Here is a 21070-nt window from a genome sequence, read left to right as displayed (position 1 = left end):
CGATACGGCCGGGTCCATAATTCGAAGGGGAGACCGCCGATCCGAGGCGAGGGTGCTAACGCTCTGTTTACCGTAATGAAAACGATGTAGTGGCCGTAAGGCCACGGTTTCAATTGAAGTAAATAGAAATTAACGCGTGACCTTGCTTGTATGGCAAAAGCGGTTAAAACGGCAAACGTGTCCGGAATCGGGCGCGCCTGCCGGGCGATGAAACGAAGGTAAGTTGTGAAGATGAAAGCTGGTTCAAACTTCTTGAACGCCGTGTCTGCCGTTGCGTTGTCGGCAAGTATGGTTGTCACGGGCGGCTCTTTCGCCACGCTCGTCTCCGCCACCGGCGCCGAGGCGGCCGTCATCCGCAGCATCCAGGTCCGCGGCGCCGACCGCGTCAGCGCCGATACGGTCAAGGCCAATCTCTCGATCAAGCCCGGCGAGAACTTCTCCAACGCCGATATCGACGCTTCTGTGCGCCGCCTCTTTGCGACCGGCTATTTCTCGGACGTCAAGATCTCGGTTTCCGGCAGCACGCTCGTCGTGGTCGTCAACGAGAACCAGCTGATCAACGAGGTCGTCATCAACGGCAACCGCAAGATCAAGGACGACAAGCTCCAGGCGGTCCTGCGTTCGCGCTCGATGGGTCCCTATAGCGAGACCACGATCGAAGCCGACAAGCAGGCGATCCGCGACGCCTATGCCGCCATCGGCCGTTCCGACGCCACCGTCACGACGCAGACCTATCCGCTCGGCAACGGCCGCGTGAACCTCGCCTTCATCGTCGACGAGGGCGACCGCACGAAGATCTCGCAGATCAATTTCGTCGGCAACCAGGCCTACAGCAACAGCCGCCTGCGGTCCGTCATCCTGACCAAGAAGTCGAACTTCCTCTCGTTCCTGACCCGCAAGGACGTCTATAGCGAAGAGAAGCTGCGCGCCGACGAAGAGGCGCTGCGCCAGTTCTACTTCAACAGCGGCTATGCCGACTTCCGCGTCATCTCCTCGGAAGCCGTGCTCGACGAAGCCTCCAACGAATATGTCGTCACCTTCACGGTCGACGAAGGCCAGCGCTACGACTTCGGTGACGTGAACGTCGAATCGACGGTCCAGGGCATCGATCCCGACGAGCTGAAGGGCCTGATCGAATCCCATCCGGGCTCGACCTACCGCGCCAAGGACGTCCAGAAGACGATGTCCGAGATCTCCCAGCGCGTCGCGGCAAAGGGCTATCCCTTCGCCCGCGTGACGCCGCGCGGCAACCGCGACCTCGGCAACGGCACCATCGCCGTCGACTACCTCGTCGACCAGGGCGAGCGCGCCTATGTCGAGCGCATCGAGATCCGCGGCAACACCCGCACGCGCGACTACGTCATCCGCCGCGAGTTCGATATCGGTGAAGGCGATGCCTTCAACCAGGAAGTCATCGCGCGCGCCAAGCGCCGCCTCGACGCGCTCGGTTACTTCTCGAGCGTCAACATCACCACCGCTCCGGGCAGCCAGCCCGATCGCGTCGTGCTGATCGTCGACGTTCAGGACCAGTCGACCGGCTCGTTCGGCATCGGCGCCGGTTACGAGACGGGCAAGAGCGGCGGCTTCAAGCTCGAAGCCTCCATCGAGGAGAAGAACTTCCTCGGCCGCGGCCAGTACATCCGCCTTGCTGCCGGCCGTGGCGGCGACTCGCGCAACTACAGCCTGTCGTTCACCGAGCCCTATTTCCTCGGCTACCGCCTTGCTGCCGGCTTCGATCTCTTCAGCGACGAGGACGACAGCGAGGATTACTACAGCGTCAATTCGAAGGGCTTCAATCTGCGCGTGACCGCGCCGATCACCGAAGAACTGTCGACCACGCTGAAGTACAGCTACGTCAAGCTCGACTACGACTCGAGCGACCCGAGTCAGCTGTCTTCGCCCTATGTGCATGTCGTGAACGACGGCCCGTGGGTCCGTTCGTCGATCTCGCACAGCCTGACCTTCGATACGCTCGACGACCGCACGCTGCCGCGTGACGGCATCTTTGCGCAGATCACGCAGGAATTCGCGGGCCTCGGCGGCGACTCCGACTATTACAAGATCTCGGGCAAGGCGCGTTACTTCCACACGCTGCTCGAAGACGCGGACGTCATCGGCTCCATTTCCGTCAGCGGCGGCCATATGTGGGGCACGGGCAACGATACGAAGGTCTTCGACCAGTTCACGCTGTCGGCTTCCGAACTGCGCGGCTTCGAATCGGGCGGTATCGGTCCGCGTGCTACCTCCACGGGCGATTCCCTCGGTGGTACGACTTACTTCACCGCTTCGGCTGAAGCCTCGTTCCCGCTGCCGGCATTGCCGCGCGACTCGGGCTTCCGCGGTGCCATCTTCGTGGATGCCGGTACGCTCTACGGCAACGACGTGGCGACGATCGGCGCGGATGCCGTCAAGGGCACCGATATGAGCCTGCGCGCTTCGGTCGGCGCCTCGATCATCTGGGCATCGCCGTTCGGTCCGCTGCGGTTCGACTATGCGGTTCCCTTCAAGAAGGAATCGTACGACGAAGTCCAGCGCTTCAAGTTCGGTATCGCTACCCAGTTCTGAAGCAGCTCGTCCAGAACTGCGAGAACATAGACGTTCTGGAGCCGTGCCGATGGAGCATAACTGGTTCTTTCCGCCCCATGACGGGATTCGTCTGGGTGACCTTGCCGAAGCGCTTGGGGCGGAACTCGCCGATGCCGCGCATGCCGACCGTGTCGTGCGCAGCGTTTCGCCCGTCGCCCGGGCGAAAGAAGGCGACATCTGTTACATCCTTTCCCGCAAGATGCGCGCCGAGCTCGAAACGAGCGAGGCGACGGCGATCCTGTGCGACCCGGCGCTGGCTTCGCTCGTGCCTGCGCATATCGCCGTCCTTCTTTCCAGGCGCCCGCACACCGCCTTCGCCATGGCCGGCGAGCTGCTGCACCCGTCCGCGATGCGGCCGGAGGCGATGACCTCGTCCGCAGGAATTTCGCCGGGCGCCTTTATCGACCCCAAGGCACGCCTCGAACCGAACGTCACCGTCGAGCCCATGGCCGTTGTCGGCAAGGGAGCCGAAATCGGCGAGGGCACGCATATCGGTCCCGGCGCGGTCATCGGCGCGGGTGTCCGCATCGGCCGCAATTGCACGATCGCCGCCGGCGTGACGGTGCAATGCGCGCTCATCGGCAACAACGTCATCCTCCATCCCGGCGCGCGCATCGGCCAGGACGGCTTCGGCTATGCGCCGGGCCTGAAACCGGGCATGATCAAGATCGTGCAGGTCGGCCGCGTCATCATCCAGGACAATGTCGAGATCGGCGCGAACACGACCGTCGACCGCGGCACGATGGACGACACGGTGATCGGCGAGGGCACCAAGATCGACAACCAGGTGCAGGTCGGCCACAATGTGCGCATCGGCCGCCATTGCGGCATCGTCAGCGGCGTCGGCATTGCCGGCAGCACGCGCATCGGCGACGGCGTCATGATCGGCGGCGCCTCCGGCATCAACGGCCATATCACCATCGGCGACGGCGCGCAGATCGCCGCCATGAGCGGCGTTGCGAGCGACGTGCCGCCCGGCGAGAGATATGGCGGCATTCCCGCGCGCCCGATGCGCGATTTCCTGCGCGACGTGGCGGAAATGGCCATGCGCGCCAGCGCCCGTGAAAAGAAGAAGGGTCACAAGGATGAGTGAAGAGACCAAAGCGACGCTCGGCGTGGCCGACCTGCGCGAAATCCTGACGCTGCTTCCCCACCGTTATCCTTTCCTGCTGGTCGACAAGATCATCGAGATCGACGGGGACAATTCGGCCATCGGCATCAAGAACGTGACGGTGAACGAGCCCCATTTCATGGGCCACTTCCCCGATCACCCGATCATGCCGGGCGTCCTCCTGGTCGAGGGCATGGCCCAGACCGCCGGCGCGATCTGCGCGCGCAAGGCCGAGACCGGCTCGAACCTCGTCTATTTCATGACGATCGACAATGCCCGCTTCCGCAAGCCGGTCGTGCCCGGCGACCGCGTGGAATTCCACGTCGTCAAGCAGAAGCAGCGCGGCAATATCTGGAAGTTTCACTGCGACGCAAAAGTTGATGGGCATCTCGTCGCCGAAGCTGATATCGGCGCGATGATCGTCAAGAAGGAAGATGCCTGACCATGATTGCCGCCAGTGCGAAGATCCATCCGCTCGCCGTCGTCGAAGACGGGGCGGTCATCGGGGAGAACGTGGTCGTCGGTCCCTTCTGCTATGTCGGGCCCAAGGTCGTTCTCCACGATGAGGTGGAGCTTCTGCCGCATGCGATCGCGACGGGCCGCACGGTCATCGGCCGCGGCAGCCGCATCTTTCCCAACGCCGTCATCGGCGGCGATCCGCAGAGCCTGCATCACGACGGCGTCGAGACCACGCTGACGGTCGGCGAGAAATGCACCTTTCGCGAGGGCGTGACGGCCAATACCGGCACGACCGGCGGCGGCGGCAAGACAGTCATCGGCAACAACAACCTGTTCCTCGCCAATTCGCACATCGCGCACGACTGCATCCTCGGCAACGACATCGTCATGTCGAACAACGTGATGCTCGCCGGCCATGTGATCGTCGAGGATCGCGTCATCCTCGGCGGCGGCTCGGCCGTGCACCAGTTCACCCGCATCGGCCGTCAGGCCTTCATCGGCGGGCTGTCGGCCGTTTCCTACGATGTCATCCCCTATGGCATGCTGAACGGCAATCCGGGCGTCCTCGGCGGCCTCAACGTCGTCGGCATGAGCCGCGCGGGCATGGACAAAGCGACGATCCATCGCGTTCGCCGTGCCTACAAGCAGGTCTTCGAGGGCGAAGGCTCGGTCCGCGCCAATGCAGCCGCCATCCGCGAGGACTATGCGGATTGCGTGCCGGCCATGCAGATCCTCGATTTCATCGGCGCGGAAAGCGACCGCGCGCTCTCGTCGCCCCACCGGGGCAGCAAGGGCTGAACGCCATGGCGGACAGCCGGCCCGGAACGCGCGACCGGCTCGCCATCATCGCCGGCGGCGGGCAGTTGCCGCGCTACGTCGCCGAGGCCGCGAAAGCCCGCGGCGAAAGCCCCTATATCCTGGCGCTGACGAACGAATCGGCCGACGACTGGTCGGGCTTCGACCATGAAGTGATCTCTATCGGCAACTATGCCGGCATCGGCGCCGCCTTCCGCCGGCACGGCATCGGCCGTGCGGTGCTCACCGGCTGGGTGCGGCGCCGGCCGGAATGGCGCGATATCCACGCGCCCTTCAAGGCGCTGCTCGCCGTTCCCTCGGTCGTGCGGACCCTGCTGCGGGGCGGCGACGACACCGTCCTGAAAATGGTCATCCGGCTCATCGAATCGGAAGGCGTGCGCGTCGTCGGCGCCCATGAGATCGTGCCCGGCCTTCTCGGCACCGAAGGGCCGCTCGGCCGGCTTGCGCCGGATGCGGCGGCCGAGGCCGATATCGCCGCTGCCGCCGCCGCCGCGCTCGCGCTTGGCCGGCTGGACGTGGGGCAGGGCGCCGTCGCCGTCGGCGGGCGCGTCGTGGCGCTGGAAGGGGCGGAAGGCACGGACGGCATGCTGGAGCGGGTGGCCGAACTGCGCGCCGCCGGCCGCATCTCGCAGCGCCGCAAGGGCGTCCTCGTCAAATTGTGCAAGCCCGGGCAGGACCTGCGCGCCGACCTGCCGGCCATCGGGCCGGAGACGCTGCGGCTGGCGAAGGCGGCGGGCCTTGCCGGCATTGCCGTCGAGGCCGGGCGCTCGCTGGTGCTGGAACGCGCCGCACTCGTTTGCGAGGCGGATGCCGGCGGCCTTTTCGTGACGGGCATCCTGCCGGAGCGGACGGAGGGCGGACGATGACACGCGAGACGATCAGGATCGGCGTGATCGCCGGCGAGGTTTCCGGCGACCTTCTCGGCGGCGACCTCGTCGCGGCGCTGCGCAGGGCCTATCCGGGCCGGGTGGAACTGGTGGGTGTCGGCGGCGAGGCACTTGAGCGGCAGGGCCTCAAATCGCTGTTCGATTTCTCCGAACTGTCGATCATGGGCATTTCGCAGGTGCTGAAGCGCCTGCCGCTGCTCCTGCGCCGCATCCGCCAGGCGGCGGACGCCATCGTCGCCGCGCGGCCGGATGTCCTCCTCATCATCGACAGCCCCGATTTCACCCACCGCGTCGCAAGGCGCGTGCGCAAGGCGCTGCCGGACCTGCCGGTGGTGGACTATGTCTGCCCCAGCGTCTGGGCGTGGAAGGAGGAGCGCGCGCCCCGCATGCGCGCCTATGTCGACCATGTTCTGGCGCTCCTGCCCTTCGAGCCCGCCGTCATGCAGCGCCTCGGCGGACCGGCCACCACCTATGTCGGCCACCGGCTGATCGGCGATCCGGATATCGGCCGCATCCGCGCCGCGCGGCTCGCCCGGCCGGACGGGGATGTGCGTACCTGCCTGCTGCTGCCCGGCTCGCGCAGCACGGAGATCGGCCGCCTGCTGCCCGTCTTCGGCGAGGCGGCGAAGGAGCTTTCCGCCCGCAATCCCGGAATCCGTTTCCTGCTGCCCACCGTGCCGCGGCAGGAGGCGCTGGTGCGGCAGCTCACGGCAGACTGGCCGGTCAAGCCGCATATCACCGTCACGACGGAGGAAAAGTGGCAGGCCTTCGCCGAGGCCGATGCGGCGATCGCCGCCTCCGGCACGGTGATCCTGGAGCTTGCGCTTGCCCGCGTGCCGGTCATCTCCACCTATCGTTTCGACTGGATCGCCAATCTCTTCCTGCGCAAGGTGAAGGTCTGGTCGGCGGCGATCCCCAATATCGTCGCGGACTATGCCGTGGTGCCGGAATTCCTCAACGAGCAGGTGCGCCCCGGCACCCTGACGCGCTGGTTCGAGCGGCTTGCCACCGAGACCGCCGAGCGCCGCGCGATGCTGGAAGGCTACGACCTCGTGCACGAGCGCATGCAGACGGAACGCCCCCCGGGCGAGACCGGCGCCGCCGTCATCCTCGACCTCCTCGCGGCAAGACCGTGACGCCGTTGCGGCCGATGGCCGCGACGCAGCCGTTTGCATGTTGAAATTGTCGGGCAGGACGGGGCGGACACTTGCAAGACCTGCCGCGCTTCATTAGCTCTCGGGCATGCCCCAGTTCGAAACCCGCAGGTCCGTTCCCCACAGTGCCGATGAGATGTTCGACCTCGTTGCCGATGTCGAGCGCTATCCGGAGTTCCTGCCGCTCTGCGAGGGGCTGGCGGTGCGCTCGCGCAAGGAGCGCGACGGCAAGGAACTGCTCATCGCGGACATGACCGTCGGCTACAAGGCGATCCGCGAGACCTTTACCACGCAGGTGCTGCTGAACCGTGCCGAACGGGCAATCGACGTGAAATATATCGACGGGCCGTTCCGCTACCTCGACAACCGCTGGCGCTTCGAGCCGCTGCCCGAGGGCGGCTCTTCGGTGCATTTCTTCATCGACTACGAGTTCAAGAGCCGCATCCTCGGCGCGCTGATGGGCTCGATGTTCGACCGCGCCTTCCGCATGTTCACCGACGCCTTCGAAAAGCGCGCCGCCGCCATCTATCCGGCGGCCTGAGCGTCTTTAGTCCCGGCCGATTTCCGCCAGCATTTCCAGCGCGGTGCGCACGGTCGCAAGGCGCACGGCGCTGCGGCCGATGTCGCCGTAGCGCATCTCGCGGTGCAGCGTTTCCCGGCCCTTGCGGGCGGCGGCGAGATGGACGAGGCCGACCGGCTTTTCCGGTGATCCGCCGCCGGGCCCGGCAATGCCGGTGACGGCGACGGTGACCGCCGCTCCGGACTGCCTGAGTGCGCCTTCTGCCATTTCCAGCGCGGTCGGGCGGGAGACGGCGCCGTGCGCCTTCAGCGTCTCGGCGGAAACGCCGATCATCTGCTGCTTGGCCTCGTTGGAATAGGTGACGAAGCCACGGTCGAAGACGGCGGACGAGCCGGCGATCTCCGTCAGCGCGCCGGCGATGAGGCCGGCCGTGCAGGATTCGGCGGTGGCGACGGTCAGGCCGCGCGCGGAAAAATCCTCGACGATCGCCCGCGCGGCATCCTCGATATCCTTCGGCCAGAAGCTCATGCGTCGGCTCCCCTGTAGACCACGGTGGCGGTGGCGATGGCGGCGATGCCCTCACGGCGGCCGACGAAGCCGATCTTCTCGTTCGTCGTCGCCTTGACCGAGCAGCGGTCGAGGGAAATGCCGAGGAATTCGGCAAGGTTCCGGCGCATCGCCTCGCGGTGCGGGCCGACCTTCGGCGCTTCGGCGATAAGCGAGACGTCGGCGTTCATGATCGTGCCGCCGCGTGCGCGCACGAGGCCGGCGGCATGTTCAAGGAAGATGCGCGAGGCTGCGCCCTTCCACTGCGGATCCGACGGCGGGAAATGATCGCCGATATCGCCGGCTCCGCAGGTGGCGAGCAGCGCGTCCGTCAGCGCGTGCAGCGCGACGTCGGCGTCGGAATGGCCGGAGAGCATCTGGTCGTGCGGGATGAACAGGCCGCAGAGCGTGACGCCGTCGCCCGGCACGAGCTGGTGCACGTCATAGCCGTTGCCGGTGCGCACATCCGGCAGGCCGTGGGAGAGGCGCTGGTCGGCCATGGCGATATCCTTCTGCAGGGTGAGCTTGACGTTGCCGGCGCCGCCCTCGACGAGGTGCACGCGCACGCCGGCCCATTCGGCGATCGAGGCGTCGTCGGTGAAATCCGTGCGGCCGGAGGCGGCCGCGCGGCGGTGGGCTTCGAGGATGGTCTCGAAATGGAAGGACTGCGGCGTCTGCGCGGCGAAGAGACCGGAACGGGACACCGTCTCGGCGACATTGCCGTTGGCATCCGCGCGCTTCAGCGTGTCGGCGACGGCGACCGCCGGCAGGACGGCGCGTGCGCCGTGCTGGAAGGCGATGAGCGTGCGCTCGAGGATGGCGGGCTCGACGAAGGGGCGCACGGCATCCTGGATGAGGACGTGGCTGATCTCCTTTCCGGAGAGCGCTTCGAGGCCGGCGAGCACCGATTGCTGGCGCGTCGCGCCGCCGTGGACGACCGTGAGACGGCCATCGGCGGAGAGCGCTTCGGCGCGGGCGGCGGCGAAGAGCGCTTCGTCGTCGGGGTGGATGACGACGACGATGTGCCGGGCCTCGGGCCAGCCGATGAACAGGTCGAGCGTATGGGCGATGACCGGCCGTCCACCGATGCGGCGGTACTGTTTCGGGCCGTCGGCATGGCTGCCGGCCCGTTCGCCCCGCCCGGCGGCAACGATCACCACACCGCAGGATAGTGCATGTTCCGCCTGCATTTCGGTTCGACAGCTCCCGTTTCAAAGCGTTTTGGAGTGTTTAGCCGGAAGGTTGCCGCAATTCCAGCGCCCTTCGGAAAATTGCCGGCCGGCGTGATTGCGGCTTGGCAAAACCGGCAACAATGTCTAAAAATAGTGCAGCAACATGACTTGCTTGAAAGATGAGCATTTGACAGTCCAAACCCTCTCCGCGCCGCTCGCGATCGGCGGCCAGACCCTTCGCAACCGGGTGGTCCTTGCGCCGATGTCGGGTGTGACGGACCTGCCGTTCCGCGATCTCGCCTGGCGTTTTGGCGCGGGGCTTGTCGTGACGGAGATGGTCGCGAGCCGGGAACTGGCGCTGAATGCGCGCGAAAGCTGGGCGCGCATCCGCAATTGCGGCATCCGGCCCCATATGGTGCAGCTCGCCGGCCGCGAGGCGCACTGGATGGCCGAGGCGGCGAGGATCGCGGAAGGCGAGGGCGCCGATATCGTCGACATCAACATGGGCTGCCCCGCCAAGAAGGTGATCGGCGGCTATTCCGGCTCCGCACTGATGCGCGATCCCGACCATGCGCTCGGTCTGATCGAGGCGACGGTGAACGCCGTGAAGGTACCGGTCACGGTGAAGATGCGGCTCGGCTGGGATCACGATTGCCTCAACGCACCGCACATCGCCGCCCGCGCCGAGGCGGCGGGCGCGGCGATGATCACCGTCCACGGCCGCACGCGCATGCAGTTCTACGAAGGCCGGGCGGACTGGGACGCGATCCGCGCCGTGCGCGATGTCCTTTCCATCCCGCTTGTCGCCAACGGCGATGTCGATACCGCCGAGGATGCCGCCGAAATCCTGCGCCGTTCCGGCGCCGATGCGGTCATGGTCGGCCGCTCGGCGCAGGGCAGGCCATGGCATCCCGCCGTGCTGGCGGGTGTTTCGCCGCATCCTTCCAGCGAAGAGATCGCGGCCATCGCCGTCGAGCACTATCGCATGATGCTGGATTTCTACGGCGTGGAGGCAGGCCTTCGCCATGCGCGCAAACATGTCGGCTGGTATCTGGAGCGCTTCGCGCCCGGCATGACGGGGCCGCGGAAGGCGGAGATCATGACGGCGCGCGACAGTGATTTTGTTGCCGATCGTCTGGCCGCGGCGCTTGCGGAAGGCGGCGATGCCCGCGTGGGAGAGGCTGCATGACGGAGAAGGCCCCGGACCCCAAGGCGCCGGACCTCGCGCTCGCGGTGCTGAACGCCATCCAGAACCCGGTGATCCTCGTCGACGAGCGCGGGTTCATCGCCTTCGCCAACTGGGAGGCCGAATCCTTCTTCGGCGCCAGCGCCAGCCATCTTGCCCGGCACACGGTCTCCACCTTCATTCCGTTCGGCAGTCCACTGCTGACGCTCATCGAGCAGGTGCGCGAGCGCAAGGCCCCGGTCAGCGAATACCGCGTGGACCTCAGTTCCCCGCGGCTCGGCGCGGAGAAGCTGGTGGACATCTATGTCGCGCCGGCGACGACCGAGCCCGGCTCCGTCGTGGTGGTCATCCAGGAGCGATCCATGGCCGACAAGATCGACCGGCAGCTCACCCATCGGGTTGCGGCGCGCTCCGTCACGGGGCTCGCCTCCATGCTGGCGCACGAGATCAAGAACCCGCTTTCCGGCATCCGCGGCGCCGCGCAGCTTCTGGAGACTTCGGCCAATGACGAGGACCGGGCGCTGACGCGGCTGATCTGCGAGGAGACAGACCGCATCGTCTCGCTGGTCGACCGCATGGAGGTCTTCTCCGACGAGCGGCCCGTCGACCGCGTGCCGCTCAACATCCATGCGGTGCTGGATCATGTGAAGGCGGTCGCAAGGGCCGGTTTTGCCCGCAATATCCGGATCACCGAGCTCTACGACCCCTCGCTGCCGCCGGTCTATGCCAACCGCGACCAGCTCGTGCAGGTCTTCCTCAACCTCATCAAGAACGCCGCCGAGGCGGTCGGCGACCGGCCGGACGGCGAAATCCAGCTGACGACCGCCTACCGGCCCGGCATCCGCCTTTCGGTCGCCGGCACGCGGGAGAAAATCTCCCTGCCGCTCGAATTCTGCGTGCACGACAACGGGCCGGGCGTTCCGGCCGACCTCCTGCCGCACCTCTTCGATCCCTTCATCACCACCAAGACCAACGGTTCCGGCCTTGGCCTTGCGCTGGTGGCGAAGATCATCGGCGGCCATGGCGGCATCGTCGAATGCGACAGCCAGGGCTCGCGAACCACCTTCCGCGTGCTGATGCCGGCCTCCCGCGGCGTCAGCGAAGACGACGACTATCCCAAGACCAAAGGACATAATTGATGACAGGCGCCACAGTCCTCGTTGCCGATGACGATGCCGCGATCCGCACGGTTCTCAACCAGGCCTTGAGCCGCGCGGGATACGACGTGCGGATCACCTCCAATGCAGCGACCTTGTGGCGCTGGATCGCCGCGGGCGAGGGCGACATCGTCGTCACCGACCTCGTCATGCCCGACGAGAACGCCTTCGACCTCCTGCCGCGCATCAAGAAGGCCCGGCCGGAGCTGCCGGTGCTCGTCATGAGCGCCCAGAACACCTTCATGACGGCGATCAAGGCCTCGGAAAAGGGCGCCTACGACTACCTGCCCAAGCCCTTCGACCTCACCGAGCTCATCGCCATCATCGGCCGGGCGCTCGCCGAGCCGAAGCGCAAGCCCGCGCATATGGAAGACGACGCGCAGGACGGCATGCCGCTCGTCGGCCGCTCGGCAGCGATGCAGGAGATCTACCGCGTGCTCGCCCGCCTGATGCAGACGGACCTGACGCTGATGATCACCGGCGAATCGGGCACGGGCAAGGAACTCGTCGCCCGCGCGCTGCACGACTACGGCAAGCGTCGCAACGGTCCCTTCGTGGCCATCAACATGGCGGCCATCCCGCGCGACCTCATCGAATCGGAACTTTTCGGCCACGAGAAAGGCGCCTTCACCGGCGCGCAGAACCGCTCGACCGGCAGGTTCGAGCAGGCCGAGGGCGGCACGCTCTTCCTCGACGAGATCGGCGACATGCCGATGGATGCCCAGACGCGGCTGCTGCGCGTGCTCCAGCAGGGCGAATATACGACGGTCGGCGGGCGCACGCCCATCCGCACCGACGTGCGCATCGTCGCGGCGACCAACAAGGACCTGAAGCAGTCGATCAACCAGGGCCTCTTCCGCGAGGACCTCTACTACCGCCTCAACGTGGTGCCGCTGCGCCTGCCGCCGCTGCGCGACCGGGCGGAGGACATTCCCGACCTCGTGCGCCATTTCGTGCAGCAGGCGGAAAGGGAGGGGCTCGACGCCAAGCGCTTCGACCACGAGGCGCTGGAACTGATGAAGGCGCATCCCTGGCCCGGCAATGTGCGCGAGCTGGAAAACGTCGTGCGCCGCCTGACCGCGCTTTACCCGCAGGATACCATCACCCGCGAGATCATCGAGGCGGAGCTGCGCGCCGATATTCCCGACAGCCCCATCGACAAGGCGCCGGTGCGCACCGGCTCGCTCTCCATCTCCCAGGCGGTGGAAGAGAACATGCGCCAGTATTTCGCAAGCTTCGGCGACGGCCTGCCGCCCTCCGGCCTCTACGAGCGGGTGCTGGCCGAGGTGGAGTATCCGCTGATCCTCGCAGCGCTGACGGCAACGCGCGGCAACCAGATCAAGGCCGCCGATCTCCTCGGCCTCAACCGCAACACGCTGCGCAAGAAAATTCGCGAACTGGGCGTATCTGTGTACAGAAGTTCGCGCTCTGCTTGACTTGGCGGCAGTCAGCGTTGCATTTTGGCCACATTCTGTTGCTTGAGGGTAACAGAGGGGTTCGCGGTCGAATAGGTCCGCATGCCCGGCCGTCCGGAATGCGGGGGTGCGAATGCCGCCCGGTCCGTGAACGGCCGGCGCCATCCCGGAAAAGACGGATAAGGCGCCGGTATCCTTGCGGGGATGCACGGCCGGGGAGCGATGCGGCAGATGGCGGAAGGCGTGAGCCTGCTTTCGGAGGGTGAGGACGGCGCGATGGTGGTCTCGGACCGGCGCGCGTCCTTCGCCTTGCCCGGCCTGCTGCTTGCCGGCGGCGCGCTCGTCGCCGCGACGATCTCGCTCTTCATCCTGCTCGGCCTGACGCCCATCAAGCCGGAGCCCAACGTCGTCATCGCCTCGGCGTCGATCAACGCCATCTTCATCGTCGGCCTGATGTTCCTCATCGGCCGCGAGATCACGCGGCTGCTGAAGGCCCGCCGGCGCGGGCGCGCCGCCGCGCGGCTCCATGTGCGCATCGTCGCGCTCTTCTCCATCGTGGCGATCACGCCGGCGGTGCTGGTCGCCATCTTCGCTTCCATCACGCTCGACGTCGGCCTCGACCGCTGGTTCTCCATCCGCACGCAGTCCATCGTCAGCTCCTCGCTGAACGTCGCGCAGGCCTATGTGCTGGAGAATGCCAGCTACCTCCAGGGCCAGACGGCCTCCATGGCTAACGACCTCGACCGCAACCGCCAGCTCTACAGCCTCGACCGCACCGGCTTCATCGAGCTGATGACGCGGCAGGCGCGCGGGCGCGGCATGCTCGGCGCCTTCCTGCTGCGCGGCGACGGCTCGGCGATCCTGCAGGCGAGCATCCCGACGGAAAGCCCGCTGCCGCCGGTGCCGGCCGATGCGCTGAAAGCCTCGGCTGCCGGCCAGCCGACGCTGATCCCCCCCGGCGGCACGAACCTCGTCGGCGCCATCATCAAGCTGGAGAACATCCCGGACGCCTTCCTCTACACGATCCGCACGGTCGATCCCGAGGTCATGCGCTCGATGCGCCTGATGGAGGAGAACACGGCGGAGTACCGGGCGCTGGAGGCCGGCCGCACGCCGCTGCAGATCGCCTTCGGCGTCCTCTATCTCGGCTTCGCGCTGATCGTGCTGCTCGCCGCCATCTGGACGGCCATCGCCGTCGCCGACCGCATCGTGCGGCCGATCCGCCAGCTCATCGGCGCCGCCGACAGCGTCGCCTCCGGCAATCTCGACGTCAGCGTGCCCGTGCGCACGGCCGACGGCGACGTCGGCAACCTCTCGCGCACCTTCAACAAGATGATCGCCGAGATCCGCGCCCAGCAGAGCCAGATTCTCGATGCGAAGGACGAGGTCGATTATCGCCGGCGCTTCATCGAGGCGGTGCTGTCGGGCGTGACGGCGGCCGTCATCGGCGTGGAGGGCGACGGGCGGGTGACCATCGCCAACCTCTCTGCGGAAATCCTGCTCGGGCGCAACGCGGCCGACCTCCTCGGCCAGCCGCTCAGCCAGGTGGCGCCGGAGATCGCCGCGGTGCTGGAAGAAGGATCGGTGCGTCACCGCAACGACTACCGCAAGCAGGTCAACATCATGCACGGCGGCAAGGAGCGCACGCTGAACGTGCAGGTGACGCGCGAGGAGGCGAAGGACGCCAAGGAATCCTACGTCGTCACCATCGACGACATCACCGACCTCGTCATCGCGCAGCGCTCGACCGCCTGGGCGGACGTGGCACGGCGCATCGCGCACGAGATCAAGAACCCGCTGACGCCGATCCAGCTCTCAGCCGAGCGCATCCGCCGCCGCTACGGCAAGCAGATCGACCAGGAGGACCGCGCCGTCTTCGACCAGTGCACCGACACCATCGTGCGCCAGGTCGAGGATATCGGCCGCATGGTCGACGAGTTCTCCGCCTTCGCGCGCATGCCGAAGCCCACGAAAGAACGCTCCGACCTGCGCAGCATCCTCAAGGATGCCGTTTTCCTGCGCGAGATGGGAAACAACCACGTCGTCTTCGCCAAGGATTTCGGCGAGCTGCCACTGACGGGCCTTTTCGATGCGCGCATGCTCGGCCAGGCCTTCGGCAACCTCATCAAGAATGCGGTGGAAGCGATCGAGGCGCTGCCGCCGGATGCGGAGCGGGGAGGGCACAAGGTTCTCGTGCGGGCGCGGGCGGACGATGCGGGCCGCCGCTTCGTCGTCGACGTCATCGACAACGGCAAGGGCCTGCCGACCGAGAACCGGCACCGTATCCTCGAACCCTACATGACCATGCGCGAGAAGGGCACGGGCCTCGGCCTCGCCATCGTCAAGAAGATCATCGAAGACCACGGCGGGCAGCTCGAACTGCACGATGCCCCTGCGGATTTCGACCACGGCCACGGGGCGATGATCCGCGTGATCCTGCCCTACGAGGAAACGGTGGTGGCCGCCGATGCGGATAATAAGAAGAGCAAGGACATGAGCCATGGCGTCTGATATTCTCGTAGTGGACGACGAAGAGGACATCCGCGAGATCGTCTCCGGCATCCTTTCCGACGAAGGGCACGAGACGCGCACCGCCTTCGACAGCGATAGCGCGCTCGCCGCCATCAGCGACCGCGTGCCGCGCCTCGTCTTCCTCGATATCTGGATGCAGGGCAGCAAGCTCGACGGGCTTGCGCTGCTCGACGAGATCAAGAGCCGCCATCCCGATCTTCCTGTGGTGATGATCTCCGGCCACGGCAATATCGAGACGGCCGTCTCCGCCATCCGCCGCGGCGCCTACGACTTCATCGAAAAGCCCTTCAAGGCCGACCGGCTGATCCTGATCGCCGAGCGGGCGCTGGAGAATTCCAAGCTCCGCCGCGAGGTGACGGAGCTGAAGAAGCGCTCAGGCGATCCCGTCGAACTGATCGGCACCTCCGTCGCCGTCTCGCAGCTTCGCCAGACCATCGAAAAGGTCTCGCCGACCAATAGCCGCATCATGATCCTCGGCCCCTCCGGCTCCGGCAAGGAGCTGGTGGCGCGCATGATCCACCGCAAGTCGAGCCGGGCGAACGGCCCGTTCGTCGTGCTCAATGCCGCGGCGATCACGCCGGAGCGCATGGAGATCGCGCTCTTCGGCACCGAAGGCACGCCCGGCCAGCCGCGCAAGACCGGCGCGCTGGAGGAGGCCCATGGCGGCATCCTCTATCTCGACGAGATCGGCGAGATGCCGCGCGAGACGCAGAACAAGATTCTTCGCGTGCTCGTGGATCAACAATTCGAGCGCGTCGGCGGCTCCAAGCGGGTGAAGGTGGATGTGCGCATCATCTCCTCCACCGCCTACAATCTCGAAAGCCTGATCGCCGAGGGCGGTTTCCGCGAGGACCTCTACCACCGCCTCGCCGTGGTGCCGGTGCGCGTGCCGCCGCTTGCCGAGCGGCGCGAGGACATTCCCTTCCTCGTCGACATGTTCATGCGCCAGGTCAGCGAACAGGCCGGCATCCGCGCGCGCAAGATCGGCGACGACGCGCTCGCCGTCCTCCAGGCGCACGACTGGCCGGGCAATATCCGCCAGTTGCGCAACAATATCGAGCGCCTGATGATTCTCGCCCGCAGCGACGGCCCCGATACGCCGATCAGCGCCGACATGCTGCCGACGGAAGTAGGCGACATGCTGCCGAAGATTTCCACGCAGGGCGACCAGCACATCATGACGCTGCCGCTGCGCGAGGCGCGCGAGATGTTCGAGCGCGACTACCTCATCGCGCAGATCAACCGCTTCGGCGGCAACATTTCCCGCACCGCCGAGTTCGTCGGCATGGAACGCTCCGCGCTCCATCGCAAACTGAAGTCGCTTGGCGTATAAGACCCTCAGGGACTTGAGGGATTCTGTGAGATGAAGGTCATCATCTGCGGCGCCGGACGCGTCGGCTACGGCATCGCGGAGCGGCTTTCGGAGGAGGGCAACGACGTGTCGGTCATCGATATGCAGCCCTCGCTGATCGCCGGCATCACCGAGACGCTGGACGTCAGCGGAATCGTCGGCCACGGCGCGCATCCGGAAATCCTCGCCAAGGCCGGCGCGGACGAGGCGGACATGATCATCGCCGTCACGCTGTTCGACGAGATCAACATGGTCGCCTGCCAGGTGGCCCATTCGCTGTTCAACGTGCCGACCAAGATCGCCCGCATCCGCGCGCAGAGCTATCTGGCACCGGAATATTCCGACCTCTTCTCGCGCGAGAACCTGCCCATCGACGTCACCATCTCGCCGGAGGTGGAGGTGGGCAAGACGGTGCTGCGACGCATCTCCTTCCCCGGCGCGACGGACGTGGTGCGCTTTGCCGACGACCGCATCGTCATGGTCGCGATCGAATGCATGGAGGATTGCCCGGTCGTCGAGACGCCGCTGAAGCAGCTGAGCGAGCTCTTCCCCGACCTCAATGCGACGGTCACCGGCATCTTCTCGCAAGGCAAGCTCTTCGTTCCGAACTCCTCCGACCAGCTCCATTCGGGCGACCTTGCCTATGTGGTCTGCGACAAGGGCCATGTGCGCCGCACGCTCGCGCTCTTCGGCCACGAGGAGCAGGAGGCCGCCCGCATCGTCATCGCCGGCGGCGGCAATATCGGCTATTTCGTCGCCAAGGCCATCGAGGACTACCAGCCGAAGACGCGGCTCAAGATCATTGAGAGCGACCGCGAGCGCGCCGTCGCCCTTGCCGACAAGCTGCGCAATGCCGTCGTCCTCAACGGCTCGGCGCTCGACCAGAAGATGCTGCTGCAGGCCGATATCCAGGATGCGGACCTGATCGTGGCGCTGACCAACAACGACCAGATCAACATCCTCGGCAGCGTGATGGCCAAGCGCCTCGGCTGCAAGCAGAACCTCGTCCTCATCAACGATCCGAGCTATCAGGATTTCACCAAGACGCTCGGCATAGACGCGCATATCAACCCGCGCGCAGTCACCATTTCCGGCATCCTCCAGCATGTGCGCAAGGGGCGCATCCGCTCGGTCTACGCCGTGCAAAAGGGTTCGGCCGAGGTGATCGAGGCCGAGGCGCTGGAGACCTCGCCGCTCGTCGGCCGGCCGCTGCGCGAGATCGAGCTGCCGCCCGGCATCCGCATCGGCGCGATCTATCGCGACCAGGCGGTGATCCGCCCGGACGGCGACACGAAGATCAAGGCGAAGGACCGCGTCGTGCTTTTCGCCGCCGCCGCGGCCGTGCGCCATGTCGAGCAGCTCTTCCGCGTCAGCATCCAGTATTTCTGAGGGTTTCCATGCCGCGTTTTGCCTATGTCAACGGCCGCTACGTCCGCCATGCGGATGCGGCGGTGCATATCGAGGACCGCGGCTTCGTCTTCGCCGATGCCGTCTACGAGGTCTGCCAGGTGCAGGCCGGCTTCATCGTCGACCTGACGCGCCATCTCGACCGGCTCGACCGCTCGCTGGCCGAAATCCGCATCCGCCCGCCGATGCCGCGCGCCGCGCTCACCGCAATCCTGCGCGAGGTGCTGCGCCGCAATCGCGTCGTCAACGGCATGGTCTATCTCCAGGTAACGCGCGGCACGGCGCGGCGCGACCACGTTTTTCCCGCGCCGGATGTGCGACCGTCGCTTATCGTCACGGCAAAGAGCCTCGACCCGGCGGTGAACGCGGCGAAATATGCCGCCGGCATCAAGGGCGTCACCGTTCCCGACAACCGCTGGGGCAGGGTGGACATCAAGACCGTTGGCCTGCTGCCGAACGTGCTGGCCCGCCAGCAGGCGAAGGAGATGGGCGCGCAGGAGGCGATCTTCGTCGATGCCGAGGGCAACGTGACGGAGGGCGGGGCCACGAACCTGTGGATCGTCGACAAGGCCGGAACGCTCGTCACGCGCCCTGCCGGCCACGATATCCTGAAAGGCATCACCCGCACGACGCTAATGGACGTCGCCGCAAAGCTCGGCCTTGCGGTCGAGGAACGGCGCTTTTCCGTGGCCGAGATGCTGGAGGCGCGGGAAGTCTTCGTCACCGGCGCGACGACGATCTGCCTGCCGGTGGTTTCCATCGACGGCCACACCATCGCCAACGGCCATCCCGGCATGACCGCACAGAAAATCCGCGAGGCCTTTTTCGCCGTTGCGGAGAAGACCGCGATTTGATACCAAAATCGGCGGTCCGGGAACATGTTGCCGGACCAGGGGGCATTTATTCCAGTCAACCGGCCGAAAGGGCCGGCAATCAGAAAGAAGCGGCGCGATGGCGGAACGTTCTCAAAACCTGCAGGATCTTTTTCTTAATACCGTTCGCAAGCAAAAGATTTCTCTGACGATCTTTCTCATCAACGGGGTCAAGCTGACCGGGGTTGTCACTTCCTTCGACAATTTCTGCGTGCTGCTGCGCCGTGACGGTCACTCGCAGCTCGTCTACAAGCACGCGATCTCGACCATCATGCCGGGCCAGCCCTTGCAGATGTTCGAGACCGAGGAAAGCGGCTCCTGACAGGACCCACGAAGATTAGCAAATCCGATCCCCGCAAGGACTCCATCGTCCCGGACGCAGAAAAGCCCCGGGACGACATGCGCGCCGTCGTCATCGCGCCGGTGCTGAAGGCGTCCCGCGCCCAGCAGGCCGATCCGTCGGCCGTGCCCGCGCGCTCCGACGAGGCGCGGCTGGAAGAGGCCGTCGGCCTTGCCCATGCCATCGACCTCACGGTCGTCCACGCCGCCATCGTGCCCGTCGCCCAGCCGAAGCCCGGCACATTGCTCGGCTCCGGCAAGATCGAGGAGATCAAGGCGGCGCTCGATGCGCACGATGCCGGCCTCGTCATCGTCGACCATCCGCTGACGCCGGTGCAGCAGCGCAATCTCGAGAAGGAATGGAACGCCAAGGTCATCGACCGCACGGGCCTCATCCTCGAAATCTTCGGCCGCCGCGCCTCCACCAAGGAAGGCACGCTGCAGGTCGAGCTTGCGCATCTCAACTACCAGCGCGGCCGTCTCGTTCGAAGCTGGACCCACCTCGAGCGCCAGCGCGGCGGTGCAGGCTTCATGGGCGGGCCGGGCGAAACGCAGATCGAGGCCGACCGCCGGCTGCTGCAGGACAAGATCGTCAAGCTGGAGCGCGAGCTGGAGCAGGTGCGCCGCACCCGCCAGCTCCACCGTTCCAAGCGCAAGAAGGTGCCGCACCCCATCGTCGCCCTCGTCGGCTATACCAACGCCGGCAAGTCGACGCTGTTCAACCGCATCACCGGGGCAGGGGTGCTGGCCGAGGACATGCTCTTCGCCACGCTCGACCCGACGCTGCGCCGCATGAAGCTGCCGCAGGGCCGCACCGTCATCCTCTCCGACACGGTGGGCTTCATCTCCGACCTGCCGACCCATCTCGTCGCCGCCTTCCGCGCAACGCTGGAAGAGGTGCTGGAGGCCGACCTCATCCTCCATGTGCGCGACATGTCCGACCCGGACAACGGCGCGCAATCCTCGGACGTCCTGCGCATCCTCGCCGATCTCGGCATCGACGAGAAGGACGGCGCGGAACGCATCCTCGAGGTCTGGAACAAGATCGACCGGCTGGAGCCGGAAGCGCGCGAGGCGCTGGTGCAGAAGGCGGAGAGCCAGCCGAACGTCATGGCGGTCTCGGCGATCTCCGGCGAGGGCGTCGATGCGCTGCTCGACGAGATCAACCGCCGCCTTTCCGGTGTGCTGGTCGACCGCGACGTCATCGTGCCCCTCACGCAATTGCAGCTCCTGCCGTGGATCTACGACCACTCCGTCGTCGACGCCCGCGAGGACATGGAAGACGGCAACGTGCGGCTGGAACTCCGCCTGACGGAAACCGAAGCCGCCGAACTCGACCGTCGGCTCGGGATCGGCGCAAAGCCGGTGCGCGAGGACTGGGAGCGCTGAGGGGGAGGGAAGTGTGCCCTCGTTCACCGCATGCTCAGCTATCGATCTGCCGAAAAGCAACGCAAGCCGTTCTTCCCTTCGCAATCGCTGCTTCAGGCTCCGGTCTCTGCTCCACCCGCGAACCGCTAACCTTTCCTTTGTTCGAGACCTCCCGCCGATCTGCAAACCTCC

The 21070-nt window shown here is 66.2% G+C and carries 19 protein-coding genes; 17 read left to right on the top strand and 2 right to left on the bottom strand.

Going from position 1 to position 21070, the window contains the following annotated elements; translation table 11 throughout:
- The first annotated feature begins 231 nt into the window (after positions 1–231).
- The 7 genes from bamA to HNQ66_RS05755 all read left to right on the top strand — a co-directional run bounded on the left by bamA (position 232) and on the right by HNQ66_RS05755 (position 7554).
- A complete protein-coding gene (gene bamA / locus HNQ66_RS05785; protein ID WP_184141785.1) occupies positions 232–2565 on the top strand; it encodes an outer membrane protein assembly factor BamA in 2334 nt (777 codons plus the stop codon).
- Positions 2566–2614: 49 nt separating this feature from the next.
- Positions 2615–3679, top strand: a complete 1065-nt coding sequence (gene lpxD / locus HNQ66_RS05780; RefSeq protein WP_184141783.1) for a UDP-3-O-(3-hydroxymyristoyl)glucosamine N-acyltransferase — start codon at positions 2615–2617, stop codon at positions 3677–3679.
- A complete protein-coding gene (fabZ, locus tag HNQ66_RS05775) occupies positions 3672–4139 on the top strand; it encodes a 3-hydroxyacyl-ACP dehydratase FabZ (protein ID WP_184141781.1) in 468 nt (155 codons plus the stop codon). The genes lpxD and fabZ overlap by 8 nt, the downstream gene beginning before the upstream one ends.
- Entirely contained in the window at positions 4136–4954 is an 819-nt protein-coding gene (gene lpxA, locus HNQ66_RS05770) for an acyl-ACP--UDP-N-acetylglucosamine O-acyltransferase (protein ID WP_184142243.1), read from the top strand. The genes fabZ and lpxA overlap by 4 nt, the downstream gene beginning before the upstream one ends.
- 5 nt (positions 4955–4959) lie before the next feature.
- Positions 4960–5838 (top strand): LpxI family protein, encoded by an 879-nt coding sequence (locus HNQ66_RS05765; protein WP_184141779.1) that lies wholly within the window; start codon positions 4960–4962, stop codon positions 5836–5838.
- Complete coding sequence (gene lpxB, locus HNQ66_RS05760; protein ID WP_184141777.1) at positions 5835–6995, top strand: lipid-A-disaccharide synthase; 1161 nt, start codon at positions 5835–5837, stop codon at positions 6993–6995. The genes HNQ66_RS05765 and lpxB overlap by 4 nt, the downstream gene beginning before the upstream one ends.
- Positions 6996–7101: 106 nt before the next feature.
- Entirely contained in the window at positions 7102–7554 is a 453-nt protein-coding gene (locus HNQ66_RS05755; protein ID WP_184141776.1) for a type II toxin-antitoxin system RatA family toxin, read from the top strand.
- Between the two features lie 6 nt (positions 7555–7560).
- Here HNQ66_RS05755 and HNQ66_RS05750 read toward each other — a convergent pair whose 3' ends face one another.
- The gene (locus tag HNQ66_RS05750) at positions 7561–8061 is read right to left on the bottom strand and encodes a CinA family protein (protein ID WP_184141774.1); all 501 of its coding nucleotides are present in this window, start codon (positions 8059–8061) and stop codon (positions 7561–7563) included.
- Complete coding sequence (locus tag HNQ66_RS05745; RefSeq protein ID WP_184141772.1) at positions 8058–9269, bottom strand: bifunctional 2-C-methyl-D-erythritol 4-phosphate cytidylyltransferase/2-C-methyl-D-erythritol 2,4-cyclodiphosphate synthase; 1212 nt, start codon at positions 9267–9269, stop codon at positions 8058–8060. Before HNQ66_RS05745 ends, HNQ66_RS05750 begins: the two co-directional genes overlap by 4 nt.
- Between HNQ66_RS05745 and HNQ66_RS05740 the strand changes: the two genes are divergently transcribed.
- The 10 genes from HNQ66_RS05740 to hflX all read left to right on the top strand — a co-directional run bounded on the left by HNQ66_RS05740 (position 9255) and on the right by hflX (position 20899).
- On the top strand, positions 9255–9434 hold the full coding sequence (locus HNQ66_RS05740; RefSeq protein ID WP_184142263.1) for a hypothetical protein: 180 nt from the start codon (positions 9255–9257) through the stop codon (positions 9432–9434). The genes HNQ66_RS05745 and HNQ66_RS05740 overlap by 15 nt on opposite strands.
- Complete coding sequence (dusB, locus tag HNQ66_RS05735) at positions 9415–10440, top strand: tRNA dihydrouridine synthase DusB (protein WP_184141770.1); 1026 nt, start codon at positions 9415–9417, stop codon at positions 10438–10440. Before HNQ66_RS05740 ends, dusB begins: the two co-directional genes overlap by 20 nt.
- Positions 10437–11576, top strand: coding sequence for a two-component system sensor histidine kinase NtrB (locus tag HNQ66_RS05730; RefSeq protein ID WP_184141768.1), 1140 nt, complete (start codon positions 10437–10439; stop codon positions 11574–11576). The genes dusB and HNQ66_RS05730 overlap by 4 nt, the downstream gene beginning before the upstream one ends.
- Complete coding sequence (gene ntrC / locus HNQ66_RS05725; RefSeq protein WP_184141766.1) at positions 11576–13030, top strand: nitrogen regulation protein NR(I); 1455 nt, start codon at positions 11576–11578, stop codon at positions 13028–13030. The genes HNQ66_RS05730 and ntrC overlap by 1 nt, the downstream gene beginning before the upstream one ends.
- Positions 13031–13285: 255 nt before the next feature.
- Positions 13286–15520 (top strand): sensor histidine kinase NtrY-like, encoded by a 2235-nt coding sequence (locus tag HNQ66_RS05720; RefSeq protein WP_380778927.1) that lies wholly within the window; start codon positions 13286–13288, stop codon positions 15518–15520.
- Complete coding sequence (ntrX, locus tag HNQ66_RS05715) at positions 15510–16874, top strand: nitrogen assimilation response regulator NtrX (RefSeq protein ID WP_184141762.1); 1365 nt, start codon at positions 15510–15512, stop codon at positions 16872–16874. Before HNQ66_RS05720 ends, ntrX begins: the two co-directional genes overlap by 11 nt.
- 30 nt (positions 16875–16904) lie before the next feature.
- Positions 16905–18281: a Trk system potassium transporter TrkA gene (gene trkA, locus HNQ66_RS05710; RefSeq protein ID WP_184141760.1), complete on the top strand. Its 1377-nt coding sequence runs from the start codon at positions 16905–16907 to the stop codon at positions 18279–18281.
- Positions 18282–18289: 8 nt separating this feature from the next.
- Entirely contained in the window at positions 18290–19153 is an 864-nt protein-coding gene (locus HNQ66_RS05705) for a D-amino-acid transaminase (RefSeq protein WP_184141758.1), read from the top strand.
- Positions 19154–19250: 97 nt separating this feature from the next.
- Positions 19251–19493, top strand: a complete 243-nt coding sequence (gene hfq, locus HNQ66_RS05700; protein WP_023514954.1) for an RNA chaperone Hfq — start codon at positions 19251–19253, stop codon at positions 19491–19493.
- A 77-nt stretch (positions 19494–19570) separates the two neighbouring features.
- Positions 19571–20899: a GTPase HflX gene (gene hflX / locus HNQ66_RS05695; protein WP_184141756.1), complete on the top strand. Its 1329-nt coding sequence runs from the start codon at positions 19571–19573 to the stop codon at positions 20897–20899.
- Positions 20900–21070 lie beyond the last annotated feature (171 nt).

The sequence above is a fragment of the Shinella fusca genome (assembly GCF_014203155.1).
In the GTDB taxonomy this organism is placed as follows: Bacteria; Pseudomonadota; Alphaproteobacteria; order Rhizobiales; family Rhizobiaceae; genus Shinella; species Shinella fusca.
The sequence above is the reverse complement of the archived record's forward strand: the minus strand, read 5'-3'. Positions and strand labels throughout refer to the sequence as shown.

What these genes read in the sequence shown, in the direction of transcription:
- bamA (WP_184141785.1), top strand. Translation starts at nt 232, where the DNA reads ATGAAAGCTGGTTCAAACTTCTTGAACGCCGTGTCTGCCGTTGCGTTG.
- lpxD (WP_184141783.1), top strand. Translation starts at nt 2,615, where the DNA reads ATGGAGCATAACTGGTTCTTTCCGCCCCATGACGGGATTCGTCTGGGT.
- fabZ (WP_184141781.1), top strand. Translation starts at nt 3,672, where the DNA reads ATGAGTGAAGAGACCAAAGCGACGCTCGGCGTGGCCGACCTGCGCGAA.
- HNQ66_RS05765 (WP_184141779.1), top strand. Translation starts at nt 4,960, where the DNA reads ATGGCGGACAGCCGGCCCGGAACGCGCGACCGGCTCGCCATCATCGCC.
- lpxB (WP_184141777.1), top strand. Translation starts at nt 5,835, where the DNA reads ATGACACGCGAGACGATCAGGATCGGCGTGATCGCCGGCGAGGTTTCC.
- HNQ66_RS05755 (WP_184141776.1), top strand. Translation starts at nt 7,102, where the DNA reads ATGCCCCAGTTCGAAACCCGCAGGTCCGTTCCCCACAGTGCCGATGAG.
- HNQ66_RS05750 (WP_184141774.1), bottom strand. Translation starts at nt 8,061, where the DNA reads ATGAGCTTCTGGCCGAAGGATATCGAGGATGCCGCGCGGGCGATCGTC.
- HNQ66_RS05740 (WP_184142263.1), top strand. Translation starts at nt 9,255, where the DNA reads ATGTTCCGCCTGCATTTCGGTTCGACAGCTCCCGTTTCAAAGCGTTTT.
- HNQ66_RS05745 (WP_184141772.1), bottom strand. Translation starts at nt 9,269, where the DNA reads ATGCAGGCGGAACATGCACTATCCTGCGGTGTGGTGATCGTTGCCGCC.
- dusB (WP_184141770.1), top strand. Translation starts at nt 9,415, where the DNA reads ATGACTTGCTTGAAAGATGAGCATTTGACAGTCCAAACCCTCTCCGCG.
- HNQ66_RS05730 (WP_184141768.1), top strand. Translation starts at nt 10,437, where the DNA reads ATGACGGAGAAGGCCCCGGACCCCAAGGCGCCGGACCTCGCGCTCGCG.
- ntrC (WP_184141766.1), top strand. Translation starts at nt 11,576, where the DNA reads ATGACAGGCGCCACAGTCCTCGTTGCCGATGACGATGCCGCGATCCGC.
- HNQ66_RS05720 (WP_380778927.1), top strand. Translation starts at nt 13,286, where the DNA reads ATGGTGGTCTCGGACCGGCGCGCGTCCTTCGCCTTGCCCGGCCTGCTG.
- ntrX (WP_184141762.1), top strand. Translation starts at nt 15,510, where the DNA reads ATGGCGTCTGATATTCTCGTAGTGGACGACGAAGAGGACATCCGCGAG.
- trkA (WP_184141760.1), top strand. Translation starts at nt 16,905, where the DNA reads ATGAAGGTCATCATCTGCGGCGCCGGACGCGTCGGCTACGGCATCGCG.
- HNQ66_RS05705 (WP_184141758.1), top strand. Translation starts at nt 18,290, where the DNA reads ATGCCGCGTTTTGCCTATGTCAACGGCCGCTACGTCCGCCATGCGGAT.
- hfq (WP_023514954.1), top strand. Translation starts at nt 19,251, where the DNA reads ATGGCGGAACGTTCTCAAAACCTGCAGGATCTTTTTCTTAATACCGTT.
- hflX (WP_184141756.1), top strand. Translation starts at nt 19,571, where the DNA reads ATGCGCGCCGTCGTCATCGCGCCGGTGCTGAAGGCGTCCCGCGCCCAG.